Genomic DNA, 25,910 nt, shown 5'->3' with positions numbered 1-25,910 from the left:
CAATTAATAAAAGAAAGCCGGTCCATTTCAGTGTCCAGCAAGCCCATATCGGTAGAATTGCAGGCGTTCATTGCTCGTTACATCCAGTCGGTCGAGCAGTTGGAAATCCTATGCCTGCTTGCGGAAAATCCGGACCGCGCGTGGAGCGAGAGCGACGTTTTGAAGGCCATCCAGAGCAGCCCGGAATCTGTGGCCACGCAACTGCAATATTTCACGCGTGAACAATTTTTGTCCGCCAGCGTCGAAGGAAAACTCCGGTTCGCGCCGGGAAATGCCGGGCAGGCCGTGCTGGTGGACGAACTGGTGAAGACCTATCGCGAGCGCCGGGTGGCGATCGTGGAAATGATTTACCAAAAGCCGCTCGACACGGTCAGAAATTTTGCCGATGCGTTTCGAATCAGAAGGGAAAAGCCATGATGGCAGAAACGGTTTACATTCTTTGCGCGCTGACGGGGATGCTCTGCGCCGTGTTGCTGTTCCGGGGATTTCGCGCCACGCACACGCCGTTGCTGTTCTGGAGCACGTGCTGTTTCGTCTGTTTGACCGCGACGAACATCCTTCTGTTTGTTGATTTGGTCCTGCTGCCCAATGTGGACCTCTCCGTGCCGCGCGGCGGCCTCACGCTCGCCGGATTACTTATGCTGCTGTTCGGGCTGATTCGGGAGCGTTCGTGATGAAAGACCCGCTGCTCATCAATTCCTTTTTGTCCGGCGCGATCGTGATCGCGGCGTGGGCGATCGCGCTGTTTTTTCTGCGCTTCAAAAAAACGACGAACGACCGTTTGTTCGGGTTTTTTGCGGCGGCGTTTTTCCTGATTGGCCTTGAGCGGATCGTGCTGGAACTCAACTCTTCGGAATTACCGGCGCAGGTTTACCTGATCCGGCTCACCGCGTTTCTGCTGATCCTCATCGGCATTCTCGATAAAAACCGGAAAGAAAAAAAGCCGTGAGTATTTTTAACCGTTTTGAAATGGCAGAATTTCCTGTTAGAACCTAGGGTGCAGGCCCGCGGTTAAGGATTGATTCAGTTTACTGTCACACGTTCCAGGAAATGCGATATAACCTTGCGCATAAGTTAAAATGACCGCTGAACAATTACGATCAATCGGTTGTGGGCCGATCGGCGCAATTTTTTCTGCAATGGTCGCCTCGCTGATTTTCCGATGGCAAGTCAAACGCTGGGCTCCCTCGATACCCAAGAAGGTTGGTAAAAAGAGAAAGAAGCAACTGCTGGAGGAGAATAAAAACGCGCTTCGGGTGGCGAAAACGCTTTCACTGGCCGGATTTTTGGTCGGATATTTCTTGTACGCCTTGGGCTGGATGGGTGACCATGATTGGCGAGGCCTGGGAATCGGAGCCGGCCTGGCGGCATTACTGCCGGTTTCCTATCTCGCTGCGGCCAATGCCAAACACGGCACCCAAAGGATCGGGGAGGCGATGGTGGCCTTGGCGATTGATCAAAAAACTCCGGCGAAGGTGCTGTTTGTTCTTATAGGGCTTTGTCTGATTGGTGGCGTGGCGTCCGCTATAGGTTTGGTGCTTTGGCCGTTGTAAATTTGGAACCGTGGTTATAAACATGGCGCTCCTACGGAGCTTGTGGACGATGGAGAAGGCGCGGGAAATTAAACTGCTTAACGCGATCATAACAGCCTTAAATTAACCAAACTTCGCAGGAGCGGCACAAACCGATGGCCAATACTTACACTCAAATTTATGTCCAAATCGTCTTTGTGATAGAAGCGCGGCAATGTCTTATCCGCGGCGAACATAAAGAAGAGCTGCAAAAATACATTTCGGGTGTCATTACCCGGCAGGGTCAAAAGCTTTTGGCCATCTCTTGCATGCCCGATCACACGCATGTTTTGATCGGCCTTAAACCGAACATCGCTCTGTCCGATTTGGCGGGCGATATCAAAACGGGGTCAACCAACCACATCAACCGGCAAAAATGGATGCCGGGCAAATTTTCCTGGCAGGAAGGGTTCGGCGCATTTTCGTATTCGCATTCTCAATTAACGGAGGTGATCCGATATATTCAGAATCAGGAAGCGCATCATTCCAAAAAATCGTTTCGGGAGGAATATTTGAATCTCTTGAACAAATTTGAGGTTCCTTTTGATGAGCGATATGTCTTCAAAGAGGTTTGATGGAGGTTAAGGGGTGAGCTTATCGAGTCGTGGTCGTGCCGCTCCTACGGAGCTTGGTTGGTTGGGGACCGCGGTTATAAACATGGCGCTCCTACGGAGCTTGTGGAAGAGGAACGCTTGGACGATCATCGGTGCAGGTGGAAAGCACAATTTTTTTGGAGTGATAAAGTCGCCGCTCTAAATTGAGGTTCCTTGTGATGAACGATATGTGTTCAAAGAGGTTTGATGGAAGTTAAGGGATGAGTTTATCAAGTCATGGTCGTGCCGCTCCTACGGAGCTTGGTTGGTTTGGGGCCGTGGTTATAAACATGGCGCTCCTACGGAGCTTATGGAAGAGGAACGCTCGCGCGATTCATAATGCAGGGAGAAAGCACAATTTTTTTGGAGTGATAAAGTTGCCGCTCTAAATTGAGGTTCCTTGTGATGAACGATATGTCTTCAAAAAGGTTTGATGGAGGTTAATGGGTGAGCTTATCGAGTCGTGGTCGTGCCGCTCCTACGGAGCTTGGTTGGTTTGGGGACCGTGGTTATAAACATGGCGCTCCTACGGAGCTTGTGGACGATGAACGCTTGGACGATTTATAACGCAGGTAGAAGCGTGGGTTTTTGGAGGGAAGAACAATGTATTGTCCGCCCCCCAGTGGCTTCCACGGCGGGAATCAGGTAGAAGCGTGGGTTTCTGGAGGGAAGAACAATGGCCCTAGAAAACTTTCGTTTCGATCCTTCCCCCGGCAGGGAGGAAGGACCGAAATAATCGAGAATTTCCCGCGCTCGGCTTAGCGCAATCCGCCGGCGATGAGCAAGGTTTCGCCGGTGATCCATGACGAATCTGGCGACGCCAAAAATACCACGGCTGTGGCGATGTCCTGAGGTGCGCCGATGCGGCCGAGCGGGGTTTGCGATTCCAACTGCTTGCGGAAATCGCCGCTGGTGAAGCCGCCCGTGTGCGTGCCTTCGGTTTCCACCATGCCCGGACGGATGGCGTTGACGCGGATTTTGCGCGCGCCCAATTCCTTCGCGAGCACGCCGGTGATGGAATCCACCGCGCCCTTGGTGGCGGAGTAAACCGCCGAGTTCGGCGGCGTGTAAGTGCTCACGAGCGAACTGAGATTGATGACGCTGGCGCCCTCGGCGGGAATATATTTCAACGCTTCCTGGGTGGTGAGCAACAGGCCGAGCACATTCAGGTCAAACATTTTGTGAAAATTCTCGGGCGTGATTTGTTCGAGCGAGCCGAATTCGTAAACGCCGGCGTTGTTCACGAGCACATCCACTTTGCCGTAGGCTTTTTTCGTCTCGGCAAATAAACGCTCAATGTCCGCTTTTTTGGCGACGTCGCCCTGCACGGCAATCGCCTTGCCGCCTTGCGCGGTGATTTCGCCGACGACTTTGTCCGCGCCGCTTTTGCTGGACGCATAATTGACGACGACGGATGCGCCTTCCGCGGCCAGATGTTTCGCGATGGAGGCGCCGATGCCCTTGGACGCGCCGGTGACGACGGCGACTTTACCCGTTAATTTTTTTTGGTTCATAGTTGTCTTATGGTTTGGTTTTAAACTTGCAGGCGCAAGTTGCCTCAAGCGGGGAAAAAAGATAGGGGGAAAATTAATTTTAAATGTGCCTTGAAAATGTGAAGACTGATTCTAAGGGATCGCGGGTGTGTGGCGCGCAGCAAGGCGCATAGGGTCAGGCCATTCTCGAATCAGCCTAACGCGGCAATCTTAATCTTGAGTTGCTGCGGGTCATAGACCCGCGACCCGTCAGGATGATGAATTACTTTTCGTTCTATTGCGAAGATTGCGTGACGGCGCGATAAAAACCGGTGGTGTTATTGCTCGCGTTGGTGTCGGTGAATTGAAGCTGGCCGAAGCCGGGCGGGTTCGTGTAGATCGGCGTCCAATCAATCAGGTTGGTGGAACTTTGAATGATGACGGGGCCCTGGCCGGTGAGGCCGGAAAGTTGGAGGACGAATTGGCCGTTGGAAATTTGCAAGCCGCCGGGTGGAGTGGTGAAGGACACCGGCGCGCCGAGCACGCTGAGGGTGACGATACTGCTGGTGGCCGCGCCATACGCGTTGGTCACGATGGCCTGATACATGCCCGCGTCGGACGGCTGGATGTCGCTGAGGGAGAGGGTGGCGTTGGTGGCGGCGGGCAGATTCGTATTGTTCAGCAACCATTGATAAACGAGTGGTTGCGCGCCCGTGGCGGTGAGCGAAAAGATCGCGCTGCCGCCGAGCGGGGCGGTGGCGTTGGTGGGTTCGCTGGTGATTTGCGCGGGCGTGATGTCTATGGTTTGCGGTTCGACATAGGTGAAGGCATTCGTGAGGACGGCGGTTTGGCCGTCGGCGTTGGTGAGGATGATGTCCACGGCACCGAGGGGCGCGGCGGGCGTGACGGCGATGATGTTGGTGTCGTTGGTGACGGTCACGGAGACAGCGGCGAGCGTGCCGAAATTAATGGTGGCGCCGTTCTGAAAACCCGTACCGGTGATGATTACGGTCGTGCCACCGTTGGTTGCGCCGGAATGGGGGTCAATGCGCGCGATTGTGGGCGGAGAAGCGTTCGTGATGGTCAAGCTGCCGTTCACCAGTGTGACGGAATAATTGGCGGCGCGGCTGTTCGTGCCGGAGAGACTCGGCACGATGGGATAGGTTCCGGGGAGATTGGTCGCGGTGGCGAGGCTGCTGGCCGCCGTGGTGAAGGCATCGCCATTCACGGCGCCGGTAACATTGGCGGTGAAGACTGGGTTCGCCTGGCCGAAAGCGCGGGAAGCATCGGCTGCGGTGACGGTCAACACCACCGGTAAAACCATAATGCTGACGTGGCTCGTGACACTGTTGTAATCCGCCGCGTCGCTCGGCGTGAAAATTACCGAGAGAAGATTCGTGCCGGCATCGGGAACCGTTCCGAGCGCGGGCGAATAGGCGAAAGTTCCGGGCTGAGTAGCGGTGACATTTAATTGCGTCACCGTGAGCGCGGAGCCGTAAGTGATCGCTGCGGGCGTTGTCCAAGTGATGACCGGGGTGGCGGGGACGACGGACAATGAGACAACGATACTATTGCTCAAGCCGAAAGAATTGGCGGCGACGGCCTGGTAATTTCCCGCGTCGCTGGTGAGCACTCCGTTGATGGTGAGATTGGCGGTTTGCGAGCCGTTGATACGCGCGCTGTCAGAGAGCGCAACATTGTTGAACAGCCAATGGTAGTTGACCTGCGGCGTGCCAGTGGCCGCGACGCTGAAATTTGCGGTGTCGCCGACGGTGAGGCTTTCGCCTTGCGGTTGCAACGTGATGATCGGCGGGGCATTCACAGTGAGCGTCGCCACCGAACTGGTGATGGTTCCGTAATCATTCATGACGATGACATCGTAGCTGCCGGAGTTGCCGAGTTGCGCATTGGAGACGACGTAAAAGAAATTCGTCGCGCCAGAAATATTATTGCTGTTGAACTGCCATTGATAAATAAGCGTGGGCGTGCCCGTAGCCGTCACCGAAAAAAGCGCGCTGTTACCTTGATTTACCGAGCGTGAAACGGGTTGTGCGGAAATCGCGGGCGGCGCCTGCACGATCAAAACGGCGTTGGAACTGAAAGTCGCCCCGCCGGAATTCGACGCGACGAGCGTATAAGTGCCCGCGTTGCTGAGTTGCGCGTTCGGGATGGTGAGCGTCGTGTCCGTCGCGAACGGAATGTCCGCGCCGTTGAGTTGCCATTGATACGTAGGATCCGGCGTGCCCGTGGCCATGCCCATGAACACGACGGTCGCGCCTTGCGGGACCGACTGATCTTGCGGCTGCAAAGTAAAAATGGGCGGCGCGCTCATGGTCAACGTGGCAACGCTGCTCGTCACGGCCAACGAATTATCGGAAACGATGACGGAATAATTTCCCTCATCGGAAACTTGCGCGTTGGTGATCGTGTAAGCGGAACTGTTCGCGCCAGCAATGTTGTTGTTATTCTCCTGCCACTGATAAGAAAGTGATGTGCCCGCAGCTTGCACGGAAAAAGTGACATTGCTGCCGGGCGAAGTGACTTCATCTGCCGGTTGCGTGGTGATGATCGGCACAGGCACCAGCGCGGCGATGAGGTTCGCGCCGTTGGGCGAGCCGAGGCCGGTGCAAAGATCGTAACCGGTCGTCGCGGGAAAACGGGTTGAGCTATTGGCATTGGTGTTATTGCCCGTGGTGACGTCGTGAAAGGCGTTCGTGTAGTTCGCAGTTTTTGCGATGGCGTAGATCGAAGGATTGATGAAACCTACATTCGTAAGCCCATGCGCCGAGGCTTGCTGGTTCATCAACGCCGCGAATCCCGCCCACAACGGGGCCGCACAACTCGTTCCGCCCACCGTGCCGGAACTGCCGTTATTCACGTTCACAAAAATATTGTCCGCCGTCAGGGCGACATCGGGAATATTTCGTTTCGTGGTCGAGGCTTTGTTGGCAGTCGTGGCGACACCCGATTGCCACGTCGGCAAATTGTAACTCGTGCTGATACCACCGCTGCTTGCGGCGGTACCCTGGCCGGTGGTGAACCAGTTCCATACAATCTCCGACGACCACGGGCCGCCGGCGGAACTGGTCTGCAGCGTCGTGCCGCCAACACTCGTGAGAAAAGGAACATCGGTCGGCGTGGCGGGGGTATTTTTATACTCGCCGCTGTCGCCGGACGCGGTGAAAAACGAAACTCCGGCGGCGGCGAATTCGCGAAAAAGATTCGTGGTAGTCCCATTGATGGAGTAAGTCCAGGACGCGCTGCATTGCGCGGCAGCATTGTCCTGAAACATTTGCGTGAGGATGGAATTTCCCGTCGTGCCTTCATAGACCAGCACCTTGGATAAACCGGGCGCCATCGAAATCGCCAGTTCGATGTCCAACGCGACTTCCACATTATTCGAGCCAGCCGTGCCGTCGTAATTCACCAGCACATTTTGCACCGGCACATCCGGCTCGTGCGCTTCGTTTTTATAATTGGTGATGTCCACTGGAAAATAACCGTCCAGTTCAAACAACGCGACCGTTTGGCCGACGCCCGTCAGCGAAACATTCGGCGCATACGCGGCGCGAAAATCGTTCCCGATAAAATTACGGTTGGGACCGGAACCGGTCAGCGGCGGAATAGCCTGCGATTGGAAATTAGCGGTTTGAGCGGCGGGACTGATTTGTAAATTCATCGGGTGCGGCAAAACGTAATTATCCAATCCGCTAATGTCCAAAATCGGAACACTCGCGTCAACCGATGGCTCGGTGTCCGGCGCAAAAAATCGCCGGTTCTCCGTGGGATGCGGATAAACGCGCAAGTTCAATTGAAACGCGTCTTCAATATTGGTGGCCGCGCCCTGAACGACCACCAGCGTGTGATTGGAAAAAGTTTTGCTGACGGCGAGGCCATGCGCCTGGGCGAAATCAATGACCTTTTGATAATCCTCGGCCGTGGGCCCGAATCGTTCGGCGAAATCCGCGGGCGAAAGGTAGTGGTGATAATTCGTGCTCGCGGGATCGTAAATCTGTTCGAGCAAGGCGTCGAATTCCGCCTCGTTGCGCAAAGGCAGGCCGATGGAAAGCTCAAGCTTGGCGGAGCGATCCAGACGATCCACCGCCGCCACACTGGCGACCGCCGGCGGAACATGGCCGGAAAGACGACGGCGCGGTGCGGCTTCGGAAGTCATCGCGGCCAGAAGCACGAGAGCAGCGATGGCGAGGAAAGCATTACGAAAACCGAACGAACGCGAAGTGCGAACCTTCACCCCCGGCGCGAACAGCACGCGCACAAAGGACTTCAGAAAGCTGCTTTGAGCCATACAAATAAGAGTGATAAAAACGATTTAAGTTCCCAAAAGACCTAAGACCCAGTGGCCTGCAAATGATGGAGATAGCGGCAAATGGCCGTTTTTCTCAATAATGCCAAAATCATAGTGTCCGATTGAGCAAAACTCCTGCCACGAAACGGTCGGGCGGGAGGCACATTTCTATAATCCATCGTTCGGCAAATGCAAATGGACGCTTTGTAGGTGAAAAAGGCATTTGCGCAGGCGCGGAAGTATTATAGGTTGGCAGGTTTGCGGAGAGTCGCGGGAGAAATTTCTGATTTAAAATCTATTGAGACACCAACTACATTTATGGCGACTATAACCATCCGTCTTCCTGACGCAAAACACGAACGTCTGCGCCGCCTTGCCGAGCGCAATGGAGTGAGCTTGAATAAGCTGGTTGACGAATGGGCCAGCATGGCTTTGGCGCAATTCGATACGGAAACCCGTTTCCTGCTGCGGGCTTCGCGAGGCGATGCCAAACGAGGCTTGGCGTTGCTACAAAAATTGGATCACGCGTCAGCGATGCGGCAAGGGCGCAAAAAGTCCGAACATTAATCGGTTCTGTTCCTGCATAATCAATCCTGATGGGGCGCTTTCGTGGTTGACGGCGCGGCGGTGGTGCCTCAGTTTGTCTTCAAGCACGTGAGTTATAGTTATTAAACCTAACAACCTGTCTCTAAATGTTATGATGAACCGCCGCCAAATGATTCTCCGCACCGGGGCCGCCGCTATGGGCTTGGGCCTTGCGGGTTGCACCACCTCCTCCGCCGACACGTCTCGCACGAAGAAAATACTTTTCTTCAGCAAGTCTTCTGGCTTTGAGCATTCCGTCATCAAGTCCGTGAACGGCCAGCCAAGCTTCGCGCAAAAAATCCTGACCGACCTAGCCCCGCAACATGGCGTCGAGTTCACGTTCTCCAAGGACGGCAGTCTGTTCACGCCGGATTATCTCGCGCAGTTCGACGCGTATTTCTTTTACACCACCGGTTCGCTCACTGAAGCGGGCACGGACAAAAATCCGCCGATGACCGTCGCCGGCAAACAGGCGTTCCTCGATGCCATCGCCGGCGGCAAAGGTTTTATCGGCACGCACTCGGCGTCCGACACCTTTCACACCGGTGAAGGTCCCGATGCGTGGAAGGTCAAAGGCGCCAGCCGCTACAAAAATTACGGCGCGGAAGCCGATCCCTACATCCGTATGCTGGGCGCGGAATTCATCATTCACGGCAAGCAGCAGCACTCGACCATTCGTGTGATTGATCCCAATTTCCCTGGCTTCAAAGACGTCGGAGCCACTTTCTCATGGAATGAGGAATGGTATTCGTTGAAGGATTTCGCGGACAACCTGCACGTGATCCTCTTGCAGGACACCGCCGGCATGGAGGGCGACCCGTATCAACGCCCGCCGTATCCCGAGACTTGGGCGCGCATGCACGGCAAAGGCCGCGTATTCTATACCTCTATGGGCCATCGCGAAGACGTGTGGACGAACCCGCTGTATCACGAAATGCTTTTCGGCGGCATCTCCTGGGCCGTGCGCAATGTCAACGCGAACGTCACGCCGAACATTGCGCAAGTCGCGCCGAATTGCATGCAGTTGCCTCCCGCGCCGAAGCGGGGCTGATCAGCGCTCCCGCGCGATCAACGCGAATTGCGTCTGGTCAATCCAGCCGGACGCATTCGCGGTGCGAATAAAAAGATAGTGCCCGCGCTCGCGTTCCAGCCGCGCGGTTTCTCCCGCCGCCAATCGCGCGATGCTTTGCGCGTCGCTTGTTGGCGTCAGCCGCAGGGGAGTGTCGCGGACCAACACCACGCCGATTTTCGTCCGCGTGTGGACACCAATCATCGCCGGAATGGCGAGCAGAAAAATCGCGAAGCCCGCCGCGGCAATGGCCTGATGCCATCCCGCCTTGCGCCAGCGAAAAATTCCCGGCAGCAGCACCATTCCGACGGCGGCCCAAAAGCTGAACATCGCCACCCACGGCCATGCGGCCACCGGCAGCCAGGACGAACAAATTTCCGGCCACGAAAGTTCGGGCGCTTCGAGCAGGCGCATCTTGCGGGCGAAACGAAGATTGTCGCGCGAACGGGCATCGAGCGGGTCGAGCCATTGCGTGCGTTCCCACGCGAGGATTGCGAGCCCGGTTTCGCCGCATTGCCATTCCGCGTTGCCAAGATTTTGCCACGCACCGATGGAGGGTGACGTTTCAACGGCCTGGTTAAAATTCGCCGCCGCCAAATCGAAATGTCCCGCGGCATATTCCCGCGACCCTTGAGAGAAAAAGTCGTCGGCTGCGCCCGCGAGACATTGGCCGGCGAAATAAATGGCGAACGCTAAAACCAAAAATCGTTTCACAGGCGGCCTCGCAATTCTTCGAGCAGTTGTTCAAGGTCAGGTTGCAACGCGAGCAGTTCGGAACTTTCTTTCGCCGGTCCGCCGAAACGCAATGCATCCGCCGCCGCGAAAAAACGCCGGATCATTTCCGTGCTCTGGACACCGCGCGGCACGGCGGGCATTTCCTGTAAAACATCCGCGCAAACCAGCGCGCCGGGATTCGCAGCGATGTGTGGCGCGCAGGCTTCGCGCAAAGCATCCGTGCCGGCGGTGACAAAACCGGCGGCATCATGCGCGCTGGCGGCGCGGCGGGCGCGGCGAAGTTCCCGGGCCAAACCGCGGCGCGCCTTGCGTTTGAGAATCACTTCAGGATGTTGCGCCAAAAATCGGCGGCGGCGATCCCACAGCCACAAGCCGAGCAGCGCACCCGCGGGAATGAATTGCAACGCGATAAACCACGCGTGCTGTTGCAGCGGCAGCAATGAACCCGCCCGCGCGCCGGGCGACGCGGCGAGATCGCTGAGCACCGGCTCTTTCTCGTGATTGTTGGAATCGTCAAATTCAGGATCAGGCGCGGGCGGTTGCACGGCTTCCAGCGGCGCACTCGAAGCCGCCGCACCCGGATCCACCTTGATCGGCACGGAAGGAATCGTGAGGTCAACGTAGGTTTTTTTTCGCGGATCGAAATAACTGAACGGGATGGGCGGCGTGGCGCTGACGGCGGCGGTAAGCGGAATGAGCGTATATTTGAAACTCGCGTAGCCGCGCATTTGCGCGAGCGATGCGGGAACGCCGTCGGACGTGGGCGGAAAAGTTTGCCATTCGCGCGACTCCGGCAGCGTGAGCGCGGTGAGCCGGCCAAGGTTGCCATCGCCGCGAATGATGACATCGAGCGTCACCGGTTCACCGGCGCGAATTTCAGCGGCGGACAGGCGCGGTTTTTCGACCTGGAAATTTCCCACCGCGCCAGTGAAGCCCGGCAGCACGCCTTCTTTGGGCAATGGTTTCACGTTGAACGTCACCGGGTCGGAATCCACCAGCACATTCATCGTTTGCTGAATATTCGTGTGCACCGGATTCGGGCGTATCACATAACTGCGCGCCTGGCCGACCAACTCCTCATCGCCCGCGCGCAAGGGCGTGATGAGCACGTCCTCCACGTAAGCCTGAAAAATTTTTCCATCGCGCTGTCGCGTTTCCTGCCGCATGCCGGTGGAAAATTGTTCAGAGAAAATAAAATCGCCAGTGACGTGCGGTTGCGAAAAACCGAGCGCGCCGCCATTCGCCTGCAACGGAAGCATCACGCCGACTCTCAAAAGCTGGCCGACGTAACAATCATCCGCCGGCAAATCCAAAAGCAGATGCGGCGGTTCCGCGTCGCCCAGATTGCCAACGGCAGTGACGGTCAGGGTGGTCGCGGGAACTTTGACAGGTTTGCCGTAGGCGGTTACTTCGAATTCGGGCACGGTGAAAGTGCCGGTGTTTGTCACGATGCCGCGATAGATCACGGTCGTCTCGGGACGCAATTTCATCCCGCCCGTGGGTTGATAAATCTGTCCGCGTCCACCCGCGTGGAGGGCGATTCCAGCGGGCGCGGGCAAATCGTCCGGCACCGTCAATGACTCGTCGAGCGCAGACACGGTGAGGCGATAGACCACGTGCCCACCAGCGACAGCAACGGGAGGATCGAATTCCGCCTGCGCTTCCACAGGCGAATCCATGTCGAACGACGCCGCCGAAGCCACCATGTTATCGAAGGCATCCGGCGAAATGGACGATGGCGGAATCGTGTGCGAGACGGGTTGCACTCCGTCGCCGCTGACGATGATGCGGCGCACGGGCCGATTCGTATTCGCTGGCTGCGCGGAAGCAATGGCGCACGACAGCAACAGAATGATTGCCCCGCCAAAAACGCGATGAAATTTTTTCGCCAAATGAATTTAAATTTTGATACTCGCGTCCCGTGCGCGTTTTATATTGTTGTTTCAATATAGCATTACCTTTTCGCCCGCGAGAGTCCAGCCGCATGGGGGCGTATAGCGGAATGAAGATTTAAACTTGAAATGGAAAGGTGAGCGTCTCGCGAGTACGCTCTGACCGTAGCGAACTATTCCTCAGTCTCGCCGCCGGATTCTTCTTTGGCGTTGACGCCGTATTCGGTGAGTTTGTTGCGCAAGGTGCGGATGCTGATGCCGAGTAGTTTCGCGGCGTGTGTGCGGTTTTGATTCGTCTTTTCCAGCGCGGCGAAAATGTGGCGTTTCTCGAGTTCGGCAAGACTAACCAAGTCGCCTGCCGGGGAAGTGGCTGCACTGCTGCTCACTGGAACAGAGGCGGAAGGAGTATTGGTTGTGGCGCCAGCGCTGCTCGGTTTCGCAGAAACCGGAGCAGTATTGCCAGCGGCGGAAGCCGCCACCGCCGTCAGGCCGAGGTGTTCGGTTTCAAGCAGGCCGCCGTCGCCGCAGAGGATGACCGCGCGCTCGATGACATTCTGGAGTTCGCGCACATTGCCGGGCCAGTTGTGGGCCTTGAGCGCGGCTTGGCAATCATCGGTCAAGCCACGCACCCGCACGCCGTGTTTGCGGGCGAAGCGCTGCATGAATTGTTGCGCAAGAAATGGCACATCTTCACGGCGGTCGCGCAAGGGCGGCACCTGAATCGGCACGACATTCAGGCGGAAGAAAAGATCCTGCCGAAATTCTTTTCGCTCAACGCTTTCCTCCAGCTTGCGGTTAGTCGTCGCGATGACGCGGACATCCACTTTAATGGTACGATTCCCGCCGACGCGTTCCAACTCGCGTTCCTGAAGGACGCGCAGCAGCTTGGCCTGAACTTGCGGAGAAATCTCGCTGATTTCGTCGAGGAGAATGGTTCCATTATGGGCCAATTCAAAGCGGCCTTCGCGCTTGGTCAGCGCACCTGTAAAAGCGCCTTTTTCGTGGCCGAAGAACTCGCTCTCAATAAGGTTTTCAGGCACTGCAGCGCAGTTTAACTTGATAAAAGGGGCATTTGCACGCGGACTTTGACGATAAAGTGCTCTTGCGACCAATTCTTTGCCGGTGCCGCTTTCGCCAGCAATCAACACCGTCGCTTGAGTGCGTGCAACCTTGCGGATGAGTTGCCGCAAATTTTCCATGACCGGGCTTTGGCCAAGGAGTTCGTAACCAGACTCTTCCTCTTCGGCGCGGTTGAAATACTCGTTGACCTTGAGAAGTTGATTGAAATTATCCGCCTTCTTGAGTGTGACCTCGAGCTGGTCGTTCGAAAACGGCTTGAGCATGTAGTCGAACGCCCCGTTGCGCATGCACTCCACGGCGGACTCGACCGAGCCAAAACCTGTGACCATCACCACCAGCGGCTTCTCCGGACGCGATTGCAATTCGCGCAAAAGATCTGTGCCCTCGCCGTCGGGCAGGCGGACATCCACGAAGATCAGGTCGAAGGTATCCTTGGCCATCAATTCGTGGGCGCCGGCGATGGTGCCGGTGGACGCCACGTCATAGCGGCGTTGGCGAAGCAGTTGTTCGAGGTTCTTGCGGACGATCAGTTCGTCCTCAAGCACGATAATTTTTTCAATGGGCATGGATCAGCGCTAGCTCGTGCCCTGGCGGCGATACAAGTCAGCGACGAAATGCGGCCGCTGGCGGTTCACCGAGGGCAACTCGCGGGCCGGAACCATTCCGCGACGCAGGAGGCTTTGCTCGTTCTCGCGGTCGAGCACGATGAGCTTCATGGTCAGGTCCTGGTTCTGCCGCAGTAACATGCCTATCTCGGGATGCCGGGCGCGTTCGTCCTGGCTGTACTGTTGCCAGTTCGCACGGTGCCTTCGCAATGTATCTAGCGACTGATTGAGGCGGGGAAGCAAGTTTTTTCTGATTTGATAAAACTCGAACAGCGACGGCTGATCGGCCCGGCGCAAGGCCTGGGCTTCGCGCTCGATCACGCCTAGCAACTCCTGGCAGAGGTCGAGTCGCGCCTGCAAGTCGGCGACGATTTCCTGCGGCAAGCTCATTTCACGTCACGGGTTGGTTGCGGCTGAAGGCGCGGGCGGAGTTGCGGTCGGAGCGCCGGTGTCCGCGGGCATCGCGGGAACCGCCGGTTGATACGCCTGGCTGGACATGCGCGCCTTCTGCATCCAATCAATATAATCTTTGCGCCACTTCGACATTTCCATCAGTGAAGCCAGCGTGGGCGTGGAAACCTCCGGCGTCAATTCCTTTTGGCGCGACAAAATCTTCGTGTAAGTCTCCGTGGCCTTCTGCCATTGCTGAAGCTGCTCATAGACCAATCCCGCCTGATACCATACCGGCAACTGCCACGCAGGCGACTGGTTCAAATCCGCCAGGCTCAAATAAATTTGCAGCGCGCTAAAATAATCGCCTTCCTTATAAAGCTGGTTCGCAATTTCGTTGCCCGCCCGCTGCTGCCAGTAAATCCACGTCTCGGGATTCTTCTTCACATTTTCCTGCTGTGATTGCAACAGCAACAGCACCTGCTTCATCGCCTCGTGATTGCGCCCCAGCTTTTTCAATGCCGACGCCAAAATAAAACGCACCTCGGGAATGTCCGTGGAGTTCGTGTGCAGATCCAAAAACACCTGCGAACGCGCAACCGTCTCGGTGTTGTTGGTCATGTAGGAAAGGCAGCGGATCAATTTAAATTGGATCGGTATCTTGTTTAGGTCGGGCGCATTGGCCTTTAGGATGCGATTGAAAAAGTCCGAGGCCTCGTCATATTTTCCTTCGAGATAATACGTATCCGCAATTTCGATTTGCGCCTGCAACACCAGCTTCTTGTAGTAATCCATGTTGTCGAGCTTCAGATTGAGCGCGCTGGACATGACCGCGTAATACTTCGAGATCGCGAGTGTGTTCACGCCCATCTGACGATACAGCGAGGCCTGTCGCAGCATCACTTCCGGCACGCTCGGATCGTCGGGATACGTGTGGACGTATTGCGCGAAAACCTGCTGCGCCTTGACGAGTTGATTTTCGTCCTGCGCGACGAGCGCCATTTCAAACAAGGCGAGCCGGCGCAATTCCGGCGGCGCGTTGGTTTCCAAAATGGTCACCAGCGTCAATTCCGCCGAAGTGAAATCCTTCGCGCGGCGTTGATCGCGCGCGAGGTCGAGCATCGTCTGAAAATCCTTTATATGGTCCACCACGTTCGACGCAACGGCCACTATCGTCCCCGGAGTTGGAAACGCGCCCAAGGCTGGAGCAGGTTCGGCCGTGAGGTCATTTGTCGGAGCCGTGGCCAGGAAAGCGGCGGTGGAATTCGTCTTGGTCGAATCAGCCGCCGAAACCGCGTTGGTGGCATTCGCCGCCGCGCCTTCCGCTAGCAACGAAATCGGGGCCGCCACGAGCATCGCTGCGGCTAACAAAAATACGCGCGCACAAAATATCCGGGACAAATGTTTCATCGGCCAAAAAATATGCGAATTCAAAATCTTCATGGGCCGGTCGAGTAAGCGGCCTTGCTCGGCGCGGGTTCAGCGGCCTTCGGCGGCGTGAAATCCAGCGGCGCGGCGACCGTCGCCGAACTGCCATTGGTTCCGCTCACGCCATTCGTGCTCTTGTTAAAATATTTGAGGAACACCTGCGGCGAGACCACATCGTCCGAGCGTTGCGGTTCCGGCAGCGCGGGCGGCAGGCTCGACGCCTCGTTGGTGATCGCTTCATGTTCGACCGGCGGCGGCACAACCACTGCGTTCGTATCCGCTTTGGGAACGACCACCGGCTCGATGGGCGGCGGTGGTGGCGGCAAAACAATTTGATTGGTCATCGGCACTGGCATGGGAAAAAATCGCAGTCCCACCGGACCCACCGTTCGCAAATAACCCGGCCCTTCCGCCGCCACCGCCGTGAGGTTCAAGGCTGCGGCCAGCAAAAATAAAATCGCCCACCGGCTTGAGGACCAGCTGCGCTTTTCCGATTTAAGGCGTATGTTTTGCAAAATGAACTTTTCCGGCGCGGGCCGGTTTGAATTTATGAATTCATCGGGTGCGGTTTCTGGCCGCGTTCACCCTGCAAAACTATCGGCACTTTCCACCACGGACTTAACCGCGGCGTGAATTTCAAAAAAAGTGCATTTCCGCGCTTAACTCCCGCAGGATTTTGACGATGCAAATGATGAGATGATTTCTGTTTTAACAGCACCGCCGGCCAAGTTACAAAAACTGGACCGGTCACAAATTGAAAACCGCTTAAAGGGTTGCCCCTGCCTGCCTTCGCTCGGCAGCATCGAGAACGCCCTCAAGGATTTGTTGAGCGCCGACCAGCGCTACACCTCGCAGATCGCCGAGATCATCCGGCGCGATCCCAGCCTCACCTCGCGCCTGCTGCGGCTCGTCAACTCGGTTTACTACGGCATTTCGCGCCCGATCAAGAACATTGAGGAAGCGGTTTTTTATCTCGGCGTCCGCCAAATCCGCCAGCTCGCGATGGTCACGCCGATCATCGAGGATTTTCAAAAGCTCGGCGGCGACCAGCGTTTCGCCTGGCGCGCTTTCTGGCAGCATTGCATCGGCACCGCGCTCATGACCCGCGAAGTCATTGACATCGTCCAATCGCAAAAGGGCGAAATTGATTACGTCGCCGGTTTGATTCACGACGTGGGTAAGATTGCGATGGCATCCGCCTTCCCCGATCATTTCGCGGAGATCTACATCAACCGCAAAGACACCGAACAGGATTTGCTCGAACTCGAGCGGGAAATTCTCGGCATTGACCACGCGGAACTCGGCGCGCTCTATCTCAAGAAACAAACGCTGCCCGAAGTATTCATCGAGATCGTCCAATATCATCATCATCCCGAGAAGGCCCAGGAACACGCCTCAGTCGTCGCCGCGGTGCAAGTGGCCGACCTCCTTGTCCGCCATGCCAAAATCGGCAACAGCGGTAATCGCAACGAAGTCACTGAGGAAAATTGGCTGGCTGCCAGCGGCTGGAAAATCCTTTTCGGACATCAAAAAGACGAGGAACGCGCCATCACCCGCGCCGCTCTCAAACGCAGCCTGGAACGGATTCCCACGATCCTCGAAGGCATGATCTAACCCCGCTTCGCCCACCTCGTTATGAAACTCGCCCAGCCTTACCGGATTCTGGTCGTGGATGACGATGAGGGGATGCACCGGGTTTTTTCGTTGATGCTTTCGCAGATGCCGGACCCGCCTCCGGTGGCGGACAGCACGACTCCCGCGCCCCGCACCTTCAAACCGTTTCCCGGCACTGAAGCGGAATCGGCATCGTCACCTGCGGTCATGACCGAGGAACCTCCCGCGGCGGACTTTCCGCAGTTTGAAATTGATTTTGCTTTTCAAGGCCAGCAAGGGCTCGAACTCGTCCGCAAGGCGCTCGCCGAGGAGCGTCCCTACACGATGGCTTTTATTGACATGCGCATGCCGCCCGGCTGGGATGGCATCGAAACCATCGGCCACATCTGGAAGGAATGTTACGACCTGCAAATTGTCATCTGCACCGGTTATACGGATTTTTCTTGGCATGATCTGATCCGCAAATTCGGCCACAGCGACCGGCTGCTGATCATGAAGAAGCCGTTCGACATGACGGAAGTCCGGCAGGTCGCCTATTCGCTCGCGGAAAAATGGGACCTCTCGCACCAGGCCCAAAGCCATCTTCAACGCCTCCAAAAACTCGTCAGCGAACGCACGGCCAAACTCCAGGAAGCCAATCTTTCGCTCCAACGCAAGATCGTCGAAAACAAACAAGCCGAACGCCGCCTCGTCACGCAATATTCCGTCAGCCAGGCGCTCGCTCCCGCCGCCACGCTCAGCGATGCCGTCGAAATTATTTTTCAAATCGTTTGCCGCAGCCTTGATTGGGAATGGGGCGCGCTCTGGCAGGTGGATGCGCAGGCCAATGTCCTGCGCCTCGCCAATCATTGGCACGTCTCCGATATTGCGCTCGATGCGTTCATTGATCTCAGCCGTGAACTCACGCTTGAGCCGGGTGTCGGAATTCCCGGCCGCGTTTGGAGCAGCGGACAGGTCGTATGGACTCGGGACATTTCCCACGAAGATTTTCGCCGAAGCGCTTCTGCTACCATCAGTGGCTTGCACGGGGCCATCGGTTTTCCAATTTACGCCGGCAAGAAAATGATCGGCGTGATGGAATTTCTCACGCGCGACATCCGCGAACGCGATCGCGATACACTCCAGACTTTCGCCGTCATCGGCAGCACCATCGGCCAATTCGTGGAACGCCGCCAGGCCGAGGACGACCTCAAGCGCGAACGCGATTACATTGATCAAATCATCCGCGAGACGCCCGCGCTGGTCGTGGGTATCGCGCCCGACGGCACGACGACGTTCGTCAATCCCTCAATCATGCAGCACACCGGTTATTCGCCCGCCGAATTGATCGGCAAAAACTGGTGGCAACTTTGTTATCCCGGCGAAGGGCAGCAGCAGGTGGAACAATTTTTTCGCGATTTGGAAAAAGGCCCCGTGCGCGATTATGAAATGGTGCTGACCACCAAGACCGGCCAGAAACGCACCGTGAGTTGGAATTCCCTCAACAAACTCGATGACTCTGGCGCGCTCGCGGAACTCATCGGCTTCGGCAACGACATCACGGAACGCAAGCTCGCTGAGACTGAGCGGCGTGGCATGGAAATCCAGTTGCGCCACGCGCAAAAAATGGAATCCATCGGCCAGCTCGCGGCGGGCATCGCCCACGAGATCAATACGCCGACGCAATACATCGGCGACAACATCCGCTTTCTTCAGGATTCCTTTGGCGATCTCCAAAAGCTGCAAGCGCAATACGAAAATCTTTTCCACGCCGCGAAGGAAAACAGCATCACGCCCGAATTAATCGCCGAAGTAGAGAGCGCGGCGCAACGGAGCAACGTCGAATTTCTGATGAAGGAAATTCCCGGCGCCATTCAGCAATCACTTGAAGGCGTGGACCGCGTAGCTCGCATCGTGCGCGCGATGAAGGATTTTTCGCATCCCGGCACGGGCGAGAAAACGCCGATTGATATCAACAAGGCGGTGCAGACCACGCTCACCGTCGCCGGCAATGAATGGAAATACGTCGCCAAGATCGTCACCGATTTCGACCCGGCGCTGCCGCAGATCCCCTGCCTGCCCGGCGAACTCAACCAGGTCATCCTCAATCTCGTCGTCAATGCCGCGCACGCGATCGCCGATGTCGTGGGCAACGGCACGAAAGGCCTGGGCGTCATCACCGCGAGCACGCATCTATGCGGCGAATCGGTGGAGATCCGCATTCGCGATACCGGCACGGGCATCCCTGAGAAAATTCGCGGGAAAATCTTCGATCCTTTTTTCACGACCAAGCCCGTCGGCCGCGGCACCGGCCAGGGCCTCGCCATCGCGCATGCGGTGATCGTGGACCAGCATCAGGGGCAACTGCTTTTTGAAACGGAAATGAATGTTGGCACGGTGTTCATCATCCGCCTGCCGCTCCAACCACCCGCCCGCAAAAAATCGGAGACCACAAGATGAAACAGATTCTATTCGTTGATGATGAGCCGTTCATCCTGGAAGCCTTGCAGCGCTCGCTTCACTCGATGCGCGACACGTGGGCGATGCGTTTCGCCACGAGCGGCACGGTCGCGCTGCAACTGATGGCGGAGCGTCCCGCGGATGTCGTCGTCTCCGACATGCGCATGCCCGAGATGAACGGCGCGCAGTTGTTGAACGAAATCGCGCGGCTCCATCCCAAGACCGTGCGCGTCATTCTTTCCGGCTTCTCCGATCTCGAGATGATCATGGATTGCCTGAGCGGCACGCATCAATTTTTGACGAAGCCGTGTAACGCTGAAACTTTGAAGGATGTCGTTGGCCGCGCGCTCGACATGGATGAGTGGATCAATAATGAGAAGTTGAAGGCCATCGTCTCGCGCATGGGCACGCTCCCCAGCATGCCGTCGCTCTATTTTGAAATTTTGAAGGAACTCGGTTCACCGCAGGCCACGCTGGAAAACGTCGGTGTCACCATCGCGCAGGATCCCGGCATGACCGCGAAGATGTTGCAGTTGGTGAATTCCGCCTTCTTCGGTTTGCGCCGCCAGTTGACCGACCCCACTGAAGCCGTTTCCCAACTCGGCCTTGAGACGATCAAATCGCTCGTGCTGGGCATCCATGTTTTTTCCGAATTTGAAAATAAAACGGACGGCGAACTTTCGCTGCAAAATCTTTGGCAGCACAGCCTCGCCACTGCCGCGACCGCCCGGCGCATCGCGCAATGGGAACGCCAGGAAAGCAATATCGTTGAGGAATCTTTTACCGCAGGTTTGTTGCATGACGTCGGCCGGCTCGTGTTCATCGCGAATCTTCCGCAGGAATACGCCGCCGCGATGAAGCGCTCGCGTGACGAACAAACTCCGCTGGTCGAGGTTGAAAAAGAAGTTTTCGGCGCGAGCCACGCCGAGGTCGGCGGTTATCTGTTGGGCTTGTGGGGACTGCCGATTTCGCTGGTCGAAGCCGCCGTTTTTCATCATTCCCCGCGCCAATGCCGCGGCCGCCAGTTTGGTCCGCTAAGCATGGTTCACGCGAGCAATGTCCTTGCGCACGAGCGCGCCGAAGGCTTGGGTGCCACGTTGCTGCCGCAAATGGATTATAATTATCTTGGCCAGATCGGCATGTGGGAACGCGCGCAGGTGTGGCGTCACATCCCCGGCGAAGGGCTTTTCGGAAGGAGCGCTGCGTGAAAAAAATTCTCTTTGTGGATGATGAACCCAACGTGCTCGCCGCGTTTCAGCGGCAGTTGCGCAAACAATTTTCCGTCGAGACTGCGCCCGGGCCGAACGAAGGACTTGCCATTCTCCAGAACGACCAGGATTACGCGGTCGTCGTCGCCGACATGCGCATGCCTGAGATGAACGGCGTGGAATTTCTGACAAAGGTCAAGGCGCTCGCGCCCGAAGTCGTCCGTCTCATGCTCACTGGCAACGCCGATCAGGGCACAGCCATCGAGGCCATCAATGAAGGCTGCATCTTCCGCTTTCTCAACAAACCCTGCACGAGTGAAAAATTGGCCGACGCGCTCGAAGCCGCGTTGCGCCAGCATCAACTCATCACCGCCGAGCGCGAGTTGCTTGAAAACACCTTGAGCGGCAGCATCAAAGTGCTTTCCGAAATCCTCGCGCTCACCGAAACGAAATCGCTCGGCCATACGGAAACTTTGCGCAACGACATTCGCGCGCTGGCCGCCTACATGAAAATCGGCCGCGTCTGGCAGTTGGAAGTCGCCGCCACGCTCGCCCACATCGGCCAGGTCACCATCCCGCCCGAGGTTGTGCTCAAGGCCCGCATCGGCCACACGCTCGTCGCGCAGGAGCATGAGATGTTCGCGCGCATCCCGGCGGTCGGCGCGAATCTTCTCGCCCAAATTCCGCGGCTTGAGGAAGTCTCCAGGATTATTTTATACCAGAACAAACGCTTCAACGGCGCCGGGTTTCCCAACGATGGCATCGCCGGCCACGACATCCCGCTCGGCGCGCGTTTGCTCAAGGCACTGTTCGACCTCACGCAAGTCGAGGCCGGGGGAGTGTCTCGCGGACTCGCGCTCGAACAGTTACGCAACCGCCAGGGCTGGTATGATCCCGACATTCTCGAAGCGATCTGCGGCTGCTTCAAACTCGCCACGCCCGTGACTGAAAACGCGGCCAAACCACCGGTTCCCGTGGCATTCCCTGCGCTGCGCGTCGGCCACTTGCTCGTCTCCGACATCGAGACCCGCAACGGCACTATGATCGTCGCTGCCGGCAACCGCATCACGCCTGCCTTGATCCATCGCCTAAGAAATTTTTCCTCGCTCTCGGGAATCAAGGAACCCATCTACGTCGAAGCCGCGGCATAAATCACTCCAGGGAGGACGAGCGTACCCGCGAGCCGTGACTAAAATTACGCGTGGGCCTTGGCGTCGCCGATGAGGTTGGCGACGGCTTCCTGGAACTCCTGGACAGAGAAAGGCTTTTGCAAGGTTGCATTCACGGGCATCGAACGCGAAGCCGCCTCAGTCATGGAGAAATTCGAGCCGGTGATGAGCAACACGATTTGACTGGGCGCGCTTTCTTTGAGCAATTTCGCGAAGTCCACGCCGTTCATTCCCGGCATGGTGTAATCGGTGATGACCAGGTCGTATTTGTTGGCCTCGAATTTTGCGAGCGCTTCCTTGACGGTGAGGCAGATTTCCGGATGGTAGCCAAAACTCAACAGCATTTCGCTGATGAGTTCCGCCACGCTGGCGGAGTCATCTACGACAAGAATGGACTTCTTGGAACCGGTTACTGCCTGGGTTGCGGAATCATTCATAACGATATAATGCCGATTTCGCTGAAAGCTCGCTATCAAGGTGACAGAATGGACGTTGGGCGAAAAGCAAAAATTGTGCAACGGTTTTGTGAAGGGATCGAGGCTTACCGATGAATAGATTTTTGGATGCGAACCTGCGCGACATCAGAAATTCATTTCTTCGCGTTTTCTTCCTCTTCCTTTTTAAGTCTCTTAGGGTCGGGCCCGGGAAGCGGAACAGGCGCGCGAAGCTTTTTGTAAATCCACGCTTCAAACGGTCCGAACACTTTTCGCAACGGACTGTAGAATGGCGAATAGATTAGCCGCAGGCGAACGACGGAGAGGAACATCGTCAGTGACGAGCGAATCAAGGTCTGGGTGACTTTGGAACCGGCGACGTCTGTCCATTCGATAGGAACTTCGAGGATCGTGAAACCCGCGCGTTTGAGGGAAAAGAGCAGGTTGACGTCGAAAGCAAGATCGGCGGTGAGCAGGGTGCTGTGAACCTTTTCAATCGCATGGCGGCTCATCACTTTCGCCGGGCATTGCGTGTCTTGAATATTCAAGCGCAGAAGGAACTGCACGATTGCATGAAAGCAGCGGCTCACGAAACGGCGCAATTTGGTCTGGTGCTGATGCAGCACGGCGCCGGGAAGCCAGCGCGAACCGATCACGCAATCGGCGCGGTCGCAGAGCTTGACGATTTTATGAAACGCTTCGGGACCGGTCGCGCCATCGGCATCCACGTAGCCAACGAGGTCCGCGCGCGGGGCGAGTTTGAGGCCCTCGATGAGCGCACCGCCTTTGTGAAGCGGTTCGGCAAAATCCAGCGCGCTGATCGTGGGATATTTTTTGGCAACGCCCTGGACGACGCCGAGCGTGTTGTCGCGGCAGCCGTTGAGGACGACGACGAGTTGGAATTTTCCGTCGTAATTTTTCTGGAAGTATTCGGCAAAAGCGACGAGCACCGGGCCGATCCGGGATTCCTCGTTATAGGCCGGGACCAATAACAGCAGACTGGGCGCTGGCTGGGTCACGCTTTTTCAATTACCACAGAACCGGCGGATTGCAACCGGCACGGCGCGGCTCATTGGATGTTCAACTCCCGTTTGATGTTGAACTTCTCGACGCGCTTGCGAAGTGTCGCGCGCGTGATGCCGAGCAACTTCGCCGCGTGAACCTGGTTGCCCTTGGTCTCGTGCAACGCCTGGATGATCAGCTCGCGCTCGACGGACGGCAGCACCTTGAGCTTGGGATCCTGCCGCGCCCAGCGGAACATCATGCGGGCGATGGAAGACATTTCGTTGCCGGTTTCGCCGGCGGCCAGCGGGACAGCGGCGAGTTGCGCGGTCGAACTCGCATGCGCGCCGGGGTTGATGATCTCGGGCGGCAAATCGCCGGGGAGAATGACATCGCCCTTCGCCACGACGACGGCGCGCTGGATGATATTTTCCAATTCACGCACGTTGCCCGGCCAATGATATTTTTCGAGCGCCTTGATCACGCCGGCGGAAATGGATTTGGGCGGATGCTGGTGATTTTGGGAAAGCTTCTTGAGAAAATAATTCACCAGCAGGCGGATGTCCTCAGGGCGTTCGCGCAACGGCGGGAGTTGCACCCGCACGACATTGAGGCGATAAAATAAATCTTCACGAAATTGCCGCGCGGCGACGGCTTGTTCCAGTGGCTTGTTGGTCGCGGCGATAACGCGCACGTCCACCTCAATCGCGGTGTTGCCGCCGACGCGCTCGAACGTACCGGATTGCAGGACGCGCAAAATTTTCGTTTGCGTCGCGGGCGTCATGTCGCCGATTTCGTCGAGAAAGATTGTGCCCTGATGGCATTGCTCGAAACGTCCGATGCGCTGGGTCGTCGCGCCCGTGAACGCGCCGCGTTCGTGGCCGAACAATTCGCTCTCGAGCAGTTGTTCGGGAATCGCGGCGCAGTTGATGGCGAGAAACGGTTTTTCGCTGCGTTCGCTGTGATGATAAATCGCGCGGGCGACGAGTTCCTTGCCAGTGCCGCTTTCGCCGGTGATGAGCGCGGTGGCATCCGATCCGGCCAGCTGGCCGATAAGCTTGAAAACTTTCTGCATCGGTTCGCTGCGGCCGACGATGCCTATCTCGTAATCCTCCGATTCGAGCAGCGGCTGATACGAGACGACCTGTTTCATGTCGAGCGCGGTCTTGAGCGCGCCGGCGATGATTTCCTTGAGCTTGGGAACGTCGAACGGCTTCAGCAGATAATCATACGCGCCGAGCTTCATGGCTTCGATGGCGGTTTGCGTGGTTCCGTAAGCGGTCATAAGGATGACGAGCAGCTTGGAATCAATCTGGCGGATGCGGCGAAGGGTCTCGAGGCCGCTGATGCCGCCCATGCGGACATCCATGATGACGAGGTCGGGCTTGAGGCGCGGGATGAGCTTGAGACCTTCCTCGCCACTGGCGGCGGTGGTCAATTCAATCTCCGGCGAATCGAAGATCCGGCGGAAGGAATATTGCACATCCGCTTCGTCGTCTATTAATAACAAAGTTGCCATGTAAGACTTCAGCTTGGCGGAAACGAGCGCGAAAGTCGAATGAAATGGTGTCTGGTGGGCGATGGAGCAGAAGTTACGCGATGAAAATAACGGTAACGCCAAAAGCAGTCATCGAACCATTTCGGACAATTTTCTTTTTATTTCTTGCGCACGTTCAGAATCATCAGAACGGATAGCCAGGATTCCGTTTTTAATAGGCATATGAATGACCGGGGCGGATACGATCTCGTCGTCAATCATGATCAAAAGTTTGCTAAAGACATTTTGATCCGTCAGTTTTTCAAATCGGTTGGCATCATTTTTGGCGAGAAAGATTGTAAATCCATCTATTTGAACCAGTAACCGCAGATGGTTTTTCTTCTCCAATGTCCGCAGATTCAAGCTTGCTTACCGTGAGATCCGCCTTTGGACCTATAAATCCCAATTTTGGAAATGAGGGTGTATTAATAAATTTTCCGTTTTCGATGCGAACATTGCTGATCACAAAAAACTTTAAGATCGCAGAATTTGTATCTCCTTTTTCAGGTGTGAGATTAGTCCGGTCATTGTTTTTTTCAAGATAACTATAATTAAAACTCCAGTCAGCGAGCGTTTGATTCGTAAGAAATAACGAAAGGCCGGTAACGTAGGCGCCTTTCCATCCTCCGGTTGCGGGGAAGGCAGTGACGTTGTAAATCCAATCCTCCCGATTTTGTCCCGTACGTTCCATTAGTTCTGGTTTGCCCATTGAGGGCTAACCTTTGAACTTTAGGCGAAGCCGAGGTCACCTCATTTGAATTTGCGCTAAACGAAATTAGCG

The 25,910-nt window shown here is 56.4% G+C and carries 23 protein-coding genes; 11 read left to right on the top strand and 12 right to left on the bottom strand.

Translation table 11 applies throughout. From position 1 onward, the window contains the following. Positions 1–30 precede the first annotated feature (30 nt). The 5 genes from VH413_02945 to tnpA all read left to right on the top strand — a co-directional run bounded on the left by VH413_02945 (position 31) and on the right by tnpA (position 2,146). On the top strand, positions 31–417 hold the full coding sequence (locus VH413_02945) for a hypothetical protein (GenBank protein HEX3797635.1): 387 nt from the start codon (positions 31–33) through the stop codon (positions 415–417). Beyond that, entirely contained in the window at positions 414–674 is a 261-nt protein-coding gene (locus VH413_02940; GenBank protein HEX3797634.1) for a DUF5985 family protein, read from the top strand. Before VH413_02945 ends, VH413_02940 begins: the two co-directional genes overlap by 4 nt. Further along, positions 674–949: a DUF5985 family protein gene (locus VH413_02935; GenBank protein ID HEX3797633.1), complete on the top strand. Its 276-nt coding sequence runs from the start codon at positions 674–676 to the stop codon at positions 947–949. Before VH413_02940 ends, VH413_02935 begins: the two co-directional genes overlap by 1 nt. A 130-nt stretch (positions 950–1,079) precedes the next feature. Further along, on the top strand, positions 1,080–1,553 hold the full coding sequence (locus tag VH413_02930) for a hypothetical protein (GenBank protein ID HEX3797632.1): 474 nt from the start codon (positions 1,080–1,082) through the stop codon (positions 1,551–1,553). A gap of 134 nt (positions 1,554–1,687) precedes the next feature. Then, positions 1,688–2,146 (top strand): IS200/IS605 family transposase, encoded by a 459-nt coding sequence (tnpA, locus tag VH413_02925; protein ID HEX3797631.1) that lies wholly within the window; start codon positions 1,688–1,690, stop codon positions 2,144–2,146. 776 nt (positions 2,147–2,922) lie between these two features. On the opposite strand, the gene VH413_02920 is transcribed toward tnpA, so the two are convergent. Both VH413_02920 and VH413_02915 read right to left on the bottom strand, forming a co-directional pair. Then, positions 2,923–3,678, bottom strand: coding sequence for a glucose 1-dehydrogenase (locus VH413_02920; GenBank protein ID HEX3797630.1), 756 nt, complete (start codon positions 3,676–3,678; stop codon positions 2,923–2,925). A 253-nt stretch (positions 3,679–3,931) separates the two neighbouring features. Then, positions 3,932–7,942 carry an immunoglobulin domain-containing protein gene (locus VH413_02915; protein ID HEX3797629.1) on the bottom strand — a complete coding sequence of 1,337 codons (4,011 nt, stop codon included), beginning with the start codon at positions 7,940–7,942 and terminating at the stop codon, positions 3,932–3,934. A 318-nt stretch (positions 7,943–8,260) separates the two neighbouring features. On the opposite strand from VH413_02915, the gene VH413_02910 reads away from it, so the two are divergent. Together VH413_02910 and VH413_02905 are read left to right on the top strand one after the other, a co-directional pair. Next, positions 8,261–8,509 (top strand): toxin-antitoxin system HicB family antitoxin, encoded by a 249-nt coding sequence (locus VH413_02910; protein ID HEX3797628.1) that lies wholly within the window; start codon positions 8,261–8,263, stop codon positions 8,507–8,509. Positions 8,510–8,639: 130 nt separating this feature from the next. Next, entirely contained in the window at positions 8,640–9,578 is a 939-nt protein-coding gene (locus tag VH413_02905) for a ThuA domain-containing protein (protein ID HEX3797627.1), read from the top strand. On the opposite strand, the gene VH413_02900 is transcribed toward VH413_02905, so the two are convergent. From VH413_02900 to VH413_02875, 6 genes are all read right to left on the bottom strand, one after another. Continuing rightward, entirely contained in the window at positions 9,579–10,310 is a 732-nt protein-coding gene (locus tag VH413_02900) for a hypothetical protein (GenBank protein HEX3797626.1), read from the bottom strand. Next, complete coding sequence (locus tag VH413_02895; GenBank protein ID HEX3797625.1) at positions 10,307–12,223, bottom strand: hypothetical protein; 1,917 nt, start codon at positions 12,221–12,223, stop codon at positions 10,307–10,309. The genes VH413_02900 and VH413_02895 overlap by 4 nt, the downstream gene beginning before the upstream one ends. Before the next feature lie 173 nt (positions 12,224–12,396). Beyond that, positions 12,397–13,869: a sigma-54 dependent transcriptional regulator gene (locus tag VH413_02890; GenBank protein HEX3797624.1), complete on the bottom strand. Its 1,473-nt coding sequence runs from the start codon at positions 13,867–13,869 to the stop codon at positions 12,397–12,399. 9 nt (positions 13,870–13,878) lie between these two features. Further along, on the bottom strand, positions 13,879–14,298 hold the full coding sequence (locus tag VH413_02885) for a hypothetical protein (GenBank protein ID HEX3797623.1): 420 nt from the start codon (positions 14,296–14,298) through the stop codon (positions 13,879–13,881). Positions 14,299–14,304: 6 nt separating this feature from the next. Further along, entirely contained in the window at positions 14,305–15,669 is a 1,365-nt protein-coding gene (locus VH413_02880; GenBank protein HEX3797622.1) for a tetratricopeptide repeat protein, read from the bottom strand. A 68-nt stretch (positions 15,670–15,737) separates the two neighbouring features. After that, complete coding sequence (locus VH413_02875) at positions 15,738–16,175, bottom strand: hypothetical protein (GenBank protein HEX3797621.1); 438 nt, start codon at positions 16,173–16,175, stop codon at positions 15,738–15,740. Between the two features lie 247 nt (positions 16,176–16,422). Between VH413_02875 and VH413_02870 the strand changes: the two genes are divergently transcribed. Genes VH413_02870 through VH413_02855 form a run of 4 tightly spaced genes read left to right on the top strand, consistent with a single transcriptional unit; the run spans position 16,423 to position 22,138 of the window. Then, a complete protein-coding gene (locus VH413_02870; GenBank protein HEX3797620.1) occupies positions 16,423–17,340 on the top strand; it encodes an HDOD domain-containing protein in 918 nt (305 codons plus the stop codon). Positions 17,341–17,361: 21 nt separating this feature from the next. Then, positions 17,362–19,779 (top strand): ATP-binding protein, encoded by a 2,418-nt coding sequence (locus tag VH413_02865; protein HEX3797619.1) that lies wholly within the window; start codon positions 17,362–17,364, stop codon positions 19,777–19,779. Continuing rightward, positions 19,776–20,987: a response regulator gene (locus VH413_02860; protein ID HEX3797618.1), complete on the top strand. Its 1,212-nt coding sequence runs from the start codon at positions 19,776–19,778 to the stop codon at positions 20,985–20,987. The genes VH413_02865 and VH413_02860 overlap by 4 nt, the downstream gene beginning before the upstream one ends. A gap of 14 nt (positions 20,988–21,001) precedes the next feature. Continuing rightward, positions 21,002–22,138 carry an HD domain-containing phosphohydrolase gene (locus VH413_02855; protein ID HEX3797617.1) on the top strand — a complete coding sequence of 379 codons (1,137 nt, stop codon included), beginning with the start codon at positions 21,002–21,004 and terminating at the stop codon, positions 22,136–22,138. Positions 22,139–22,182: 44 nt separating this feature from the next. Here the strand turns inward: VH413_02855 and VH413_02850 are convergent, their stop codons facing one another. The 4 genes from VH413_02850 to VH413_02835 all read right to left on the bottom strand — a co-directional run bounded on the left by VH413_02850 (position 22,183) and on the right by VH413_02835 (position 25,838). After that, a complete protein-coding gene (locus VH413_02850) occupies positions 22,183–22,593 on the bottom strand; it encodes a response regulator (GenBank protein ID HEX3797616.1) in 411 nt (136 codons plus the stop codon). Between the two features lie 152 nt (positions 22,594–22,745). After that, positions 22,746–23,609 (bottom strand): glycosyltransferase, encoded by an 864-nt coding sequence (locus VH413_02845; GenBank protein HEX3797615.1) that lies wholly within the window; start codon positions 23,607–23,609, stop codon positions 22,746–22,748. A gap of 50 nt (positions 23,610–23,659) precedes the next feature. Beyond that, on the bottom strand, positions 23,660–25,111 hold the full coding sequence (locus VH413_02840; protein HEX3797614.1) for a sigma-54 dependent transcriptional regulator: 1,452 nt from the start codon (positions 25,109–25,111) through the stop codon (positions 23,660–23,662). A gap of 295 nt (positions 25,112–25,406) precedes the next feature. Continuing rightward, positions 25,407–25,838, bottom strand: coding sequence for a hypothetical protein (locus tag VH413_02835; GenBank protein ID HEX3797613.1), 432 nt, complete (start codon positions 25,836–25,838; stop codon positions 25,407–25,409). Between the last annotated feature and the right edge of the window lie 72 nt (positions 25,839–25,910).

Source organism: Verrucomicrobiia bacterium, assembly GCA_036268055.1.
In the GTDB taxonomy this organism is placed as follows: Bacteria; Verrucomicrobiota; Verrucomicrobiia; order Limisphaerales; family Pedosphaeraceae; genus DATAUW01.
The sequence above is the reverse complement of the archived record's forward strand: the minus strand, read 5'-3'. Positions and strand labels throughout refer to the sequence as shown.

Excerpts from the sequence above, each read along its gene's own strand:
- VH413_02940 (HEX3797634.1), top strand. The coding sequence starts at position 414 with ATGATGGCAGAAACGGTTTACATTCTTTGCGCGCTGACGGGGATGCTC.
- VH413_02935 (HEX3797633.1), top strand. The coding sequence starts at position 674 with ATGAAAGACCCGCTGCTCATCAATTCCTTTTTGTCCGGCGCGATCGTG.
- VH413_02930 (HEX3797632.1), top strand. The coding sequence starts at position 1,080 with ATGACCGCTGAACAATTACGATCAATCGGTTGTGGGCCGATCGGCGCA.
- tnpA (HEX3797631.1), top strand. The coding sequence starts at position 1,688 with ATGGCCAATACTTACACTCAAATTTATGTCCAAATCGTCTTTGTGATA.
- VH413_02920 (HEX3797630.1), bottom strand. The coding sequence starts at position 3,678 with ATGAACCAAAAAAAATTAACGGGTAAAGTCGCCGTCGTCACCGGCGCG.
- VH413_02915 (HEX3797629.1), bottom strand. The coding sequence starts at position 7,942 with ATGGCTCAAAGCAGCTTTCTGAAGTCCTTTGTGCGCGTGCTGTTCGCG.
- VH413_02910 (HEX3797628.1), top strand. The coding sequence starts at position 8,261 with ATGGCGACTATAACCATCCGTCTTCCTGACGCAAAACACGAACGTCTG.
- VH413_02905 (HEX3797627.1), top strand. The coding sequence starts at position 8,640 with ATGATGAACCGCCGCCAAATGATTCTCCGCACCGGGGCCGCCGCTATG.
- VH413_02890 (HEX3797624.1), bottom strand. The coding sequence starts at position 13,869 with ATGCCCATTGAAAAAATTATCGTGCTTGAGGACGAACTGATCGTCCGC.
- VH413_02885 (HEX3797623.1), bottom strand. The coding sequence starts at position 14,298 with ATGAGCTTGCCGCAGGAAATCGTCGCCGACTTGCAGGCGCGACTCGAC.
- VH413_02870 (HEX3797620.1), top strand. The coding sequence starts at position 16,423 with ATGATTTCTGTTTTAACAGCACCGCCGGCCAAGTTACAAAAACTGGAC.
- VH413_02865 (HEX3797619.1), top strand. The coding sequence starts at position 17,362 with ATGAAACTCGCCCAGCCTTACCGGATTCTGGTCGTGGATGACGATGAG.
- VH413_02860 (HEX3797618.1), top strand. The coding sequence starts at position 19,776 with ATGAAACAGATTCTATTCGTTGATGATGAGCCGTTCATCCTGGAAGCC.
- VH413_02850 (HEX3797616.1), bottom strand. The coding sequence starts at position 22,593 with ATGAATGATTCCGCAACCCAGGCAGTAACCGGTTCCAAGAAGTCCATT.
- VH413_02840 (HEX3797614.1), bottom strand. The coding sequence starts at position 25,111 with ATGGCAACTTTGTTATTAATAGACGACGAAGCGGATGTGCAATATTCC.
- VH413_02835 (HEX3797613.1), bottom strand. The coding sequence starts at position 25,838 with ATGGGCAAACCAGAACTAATGGAACGTACGGGACAAAATCGGGAGGAT.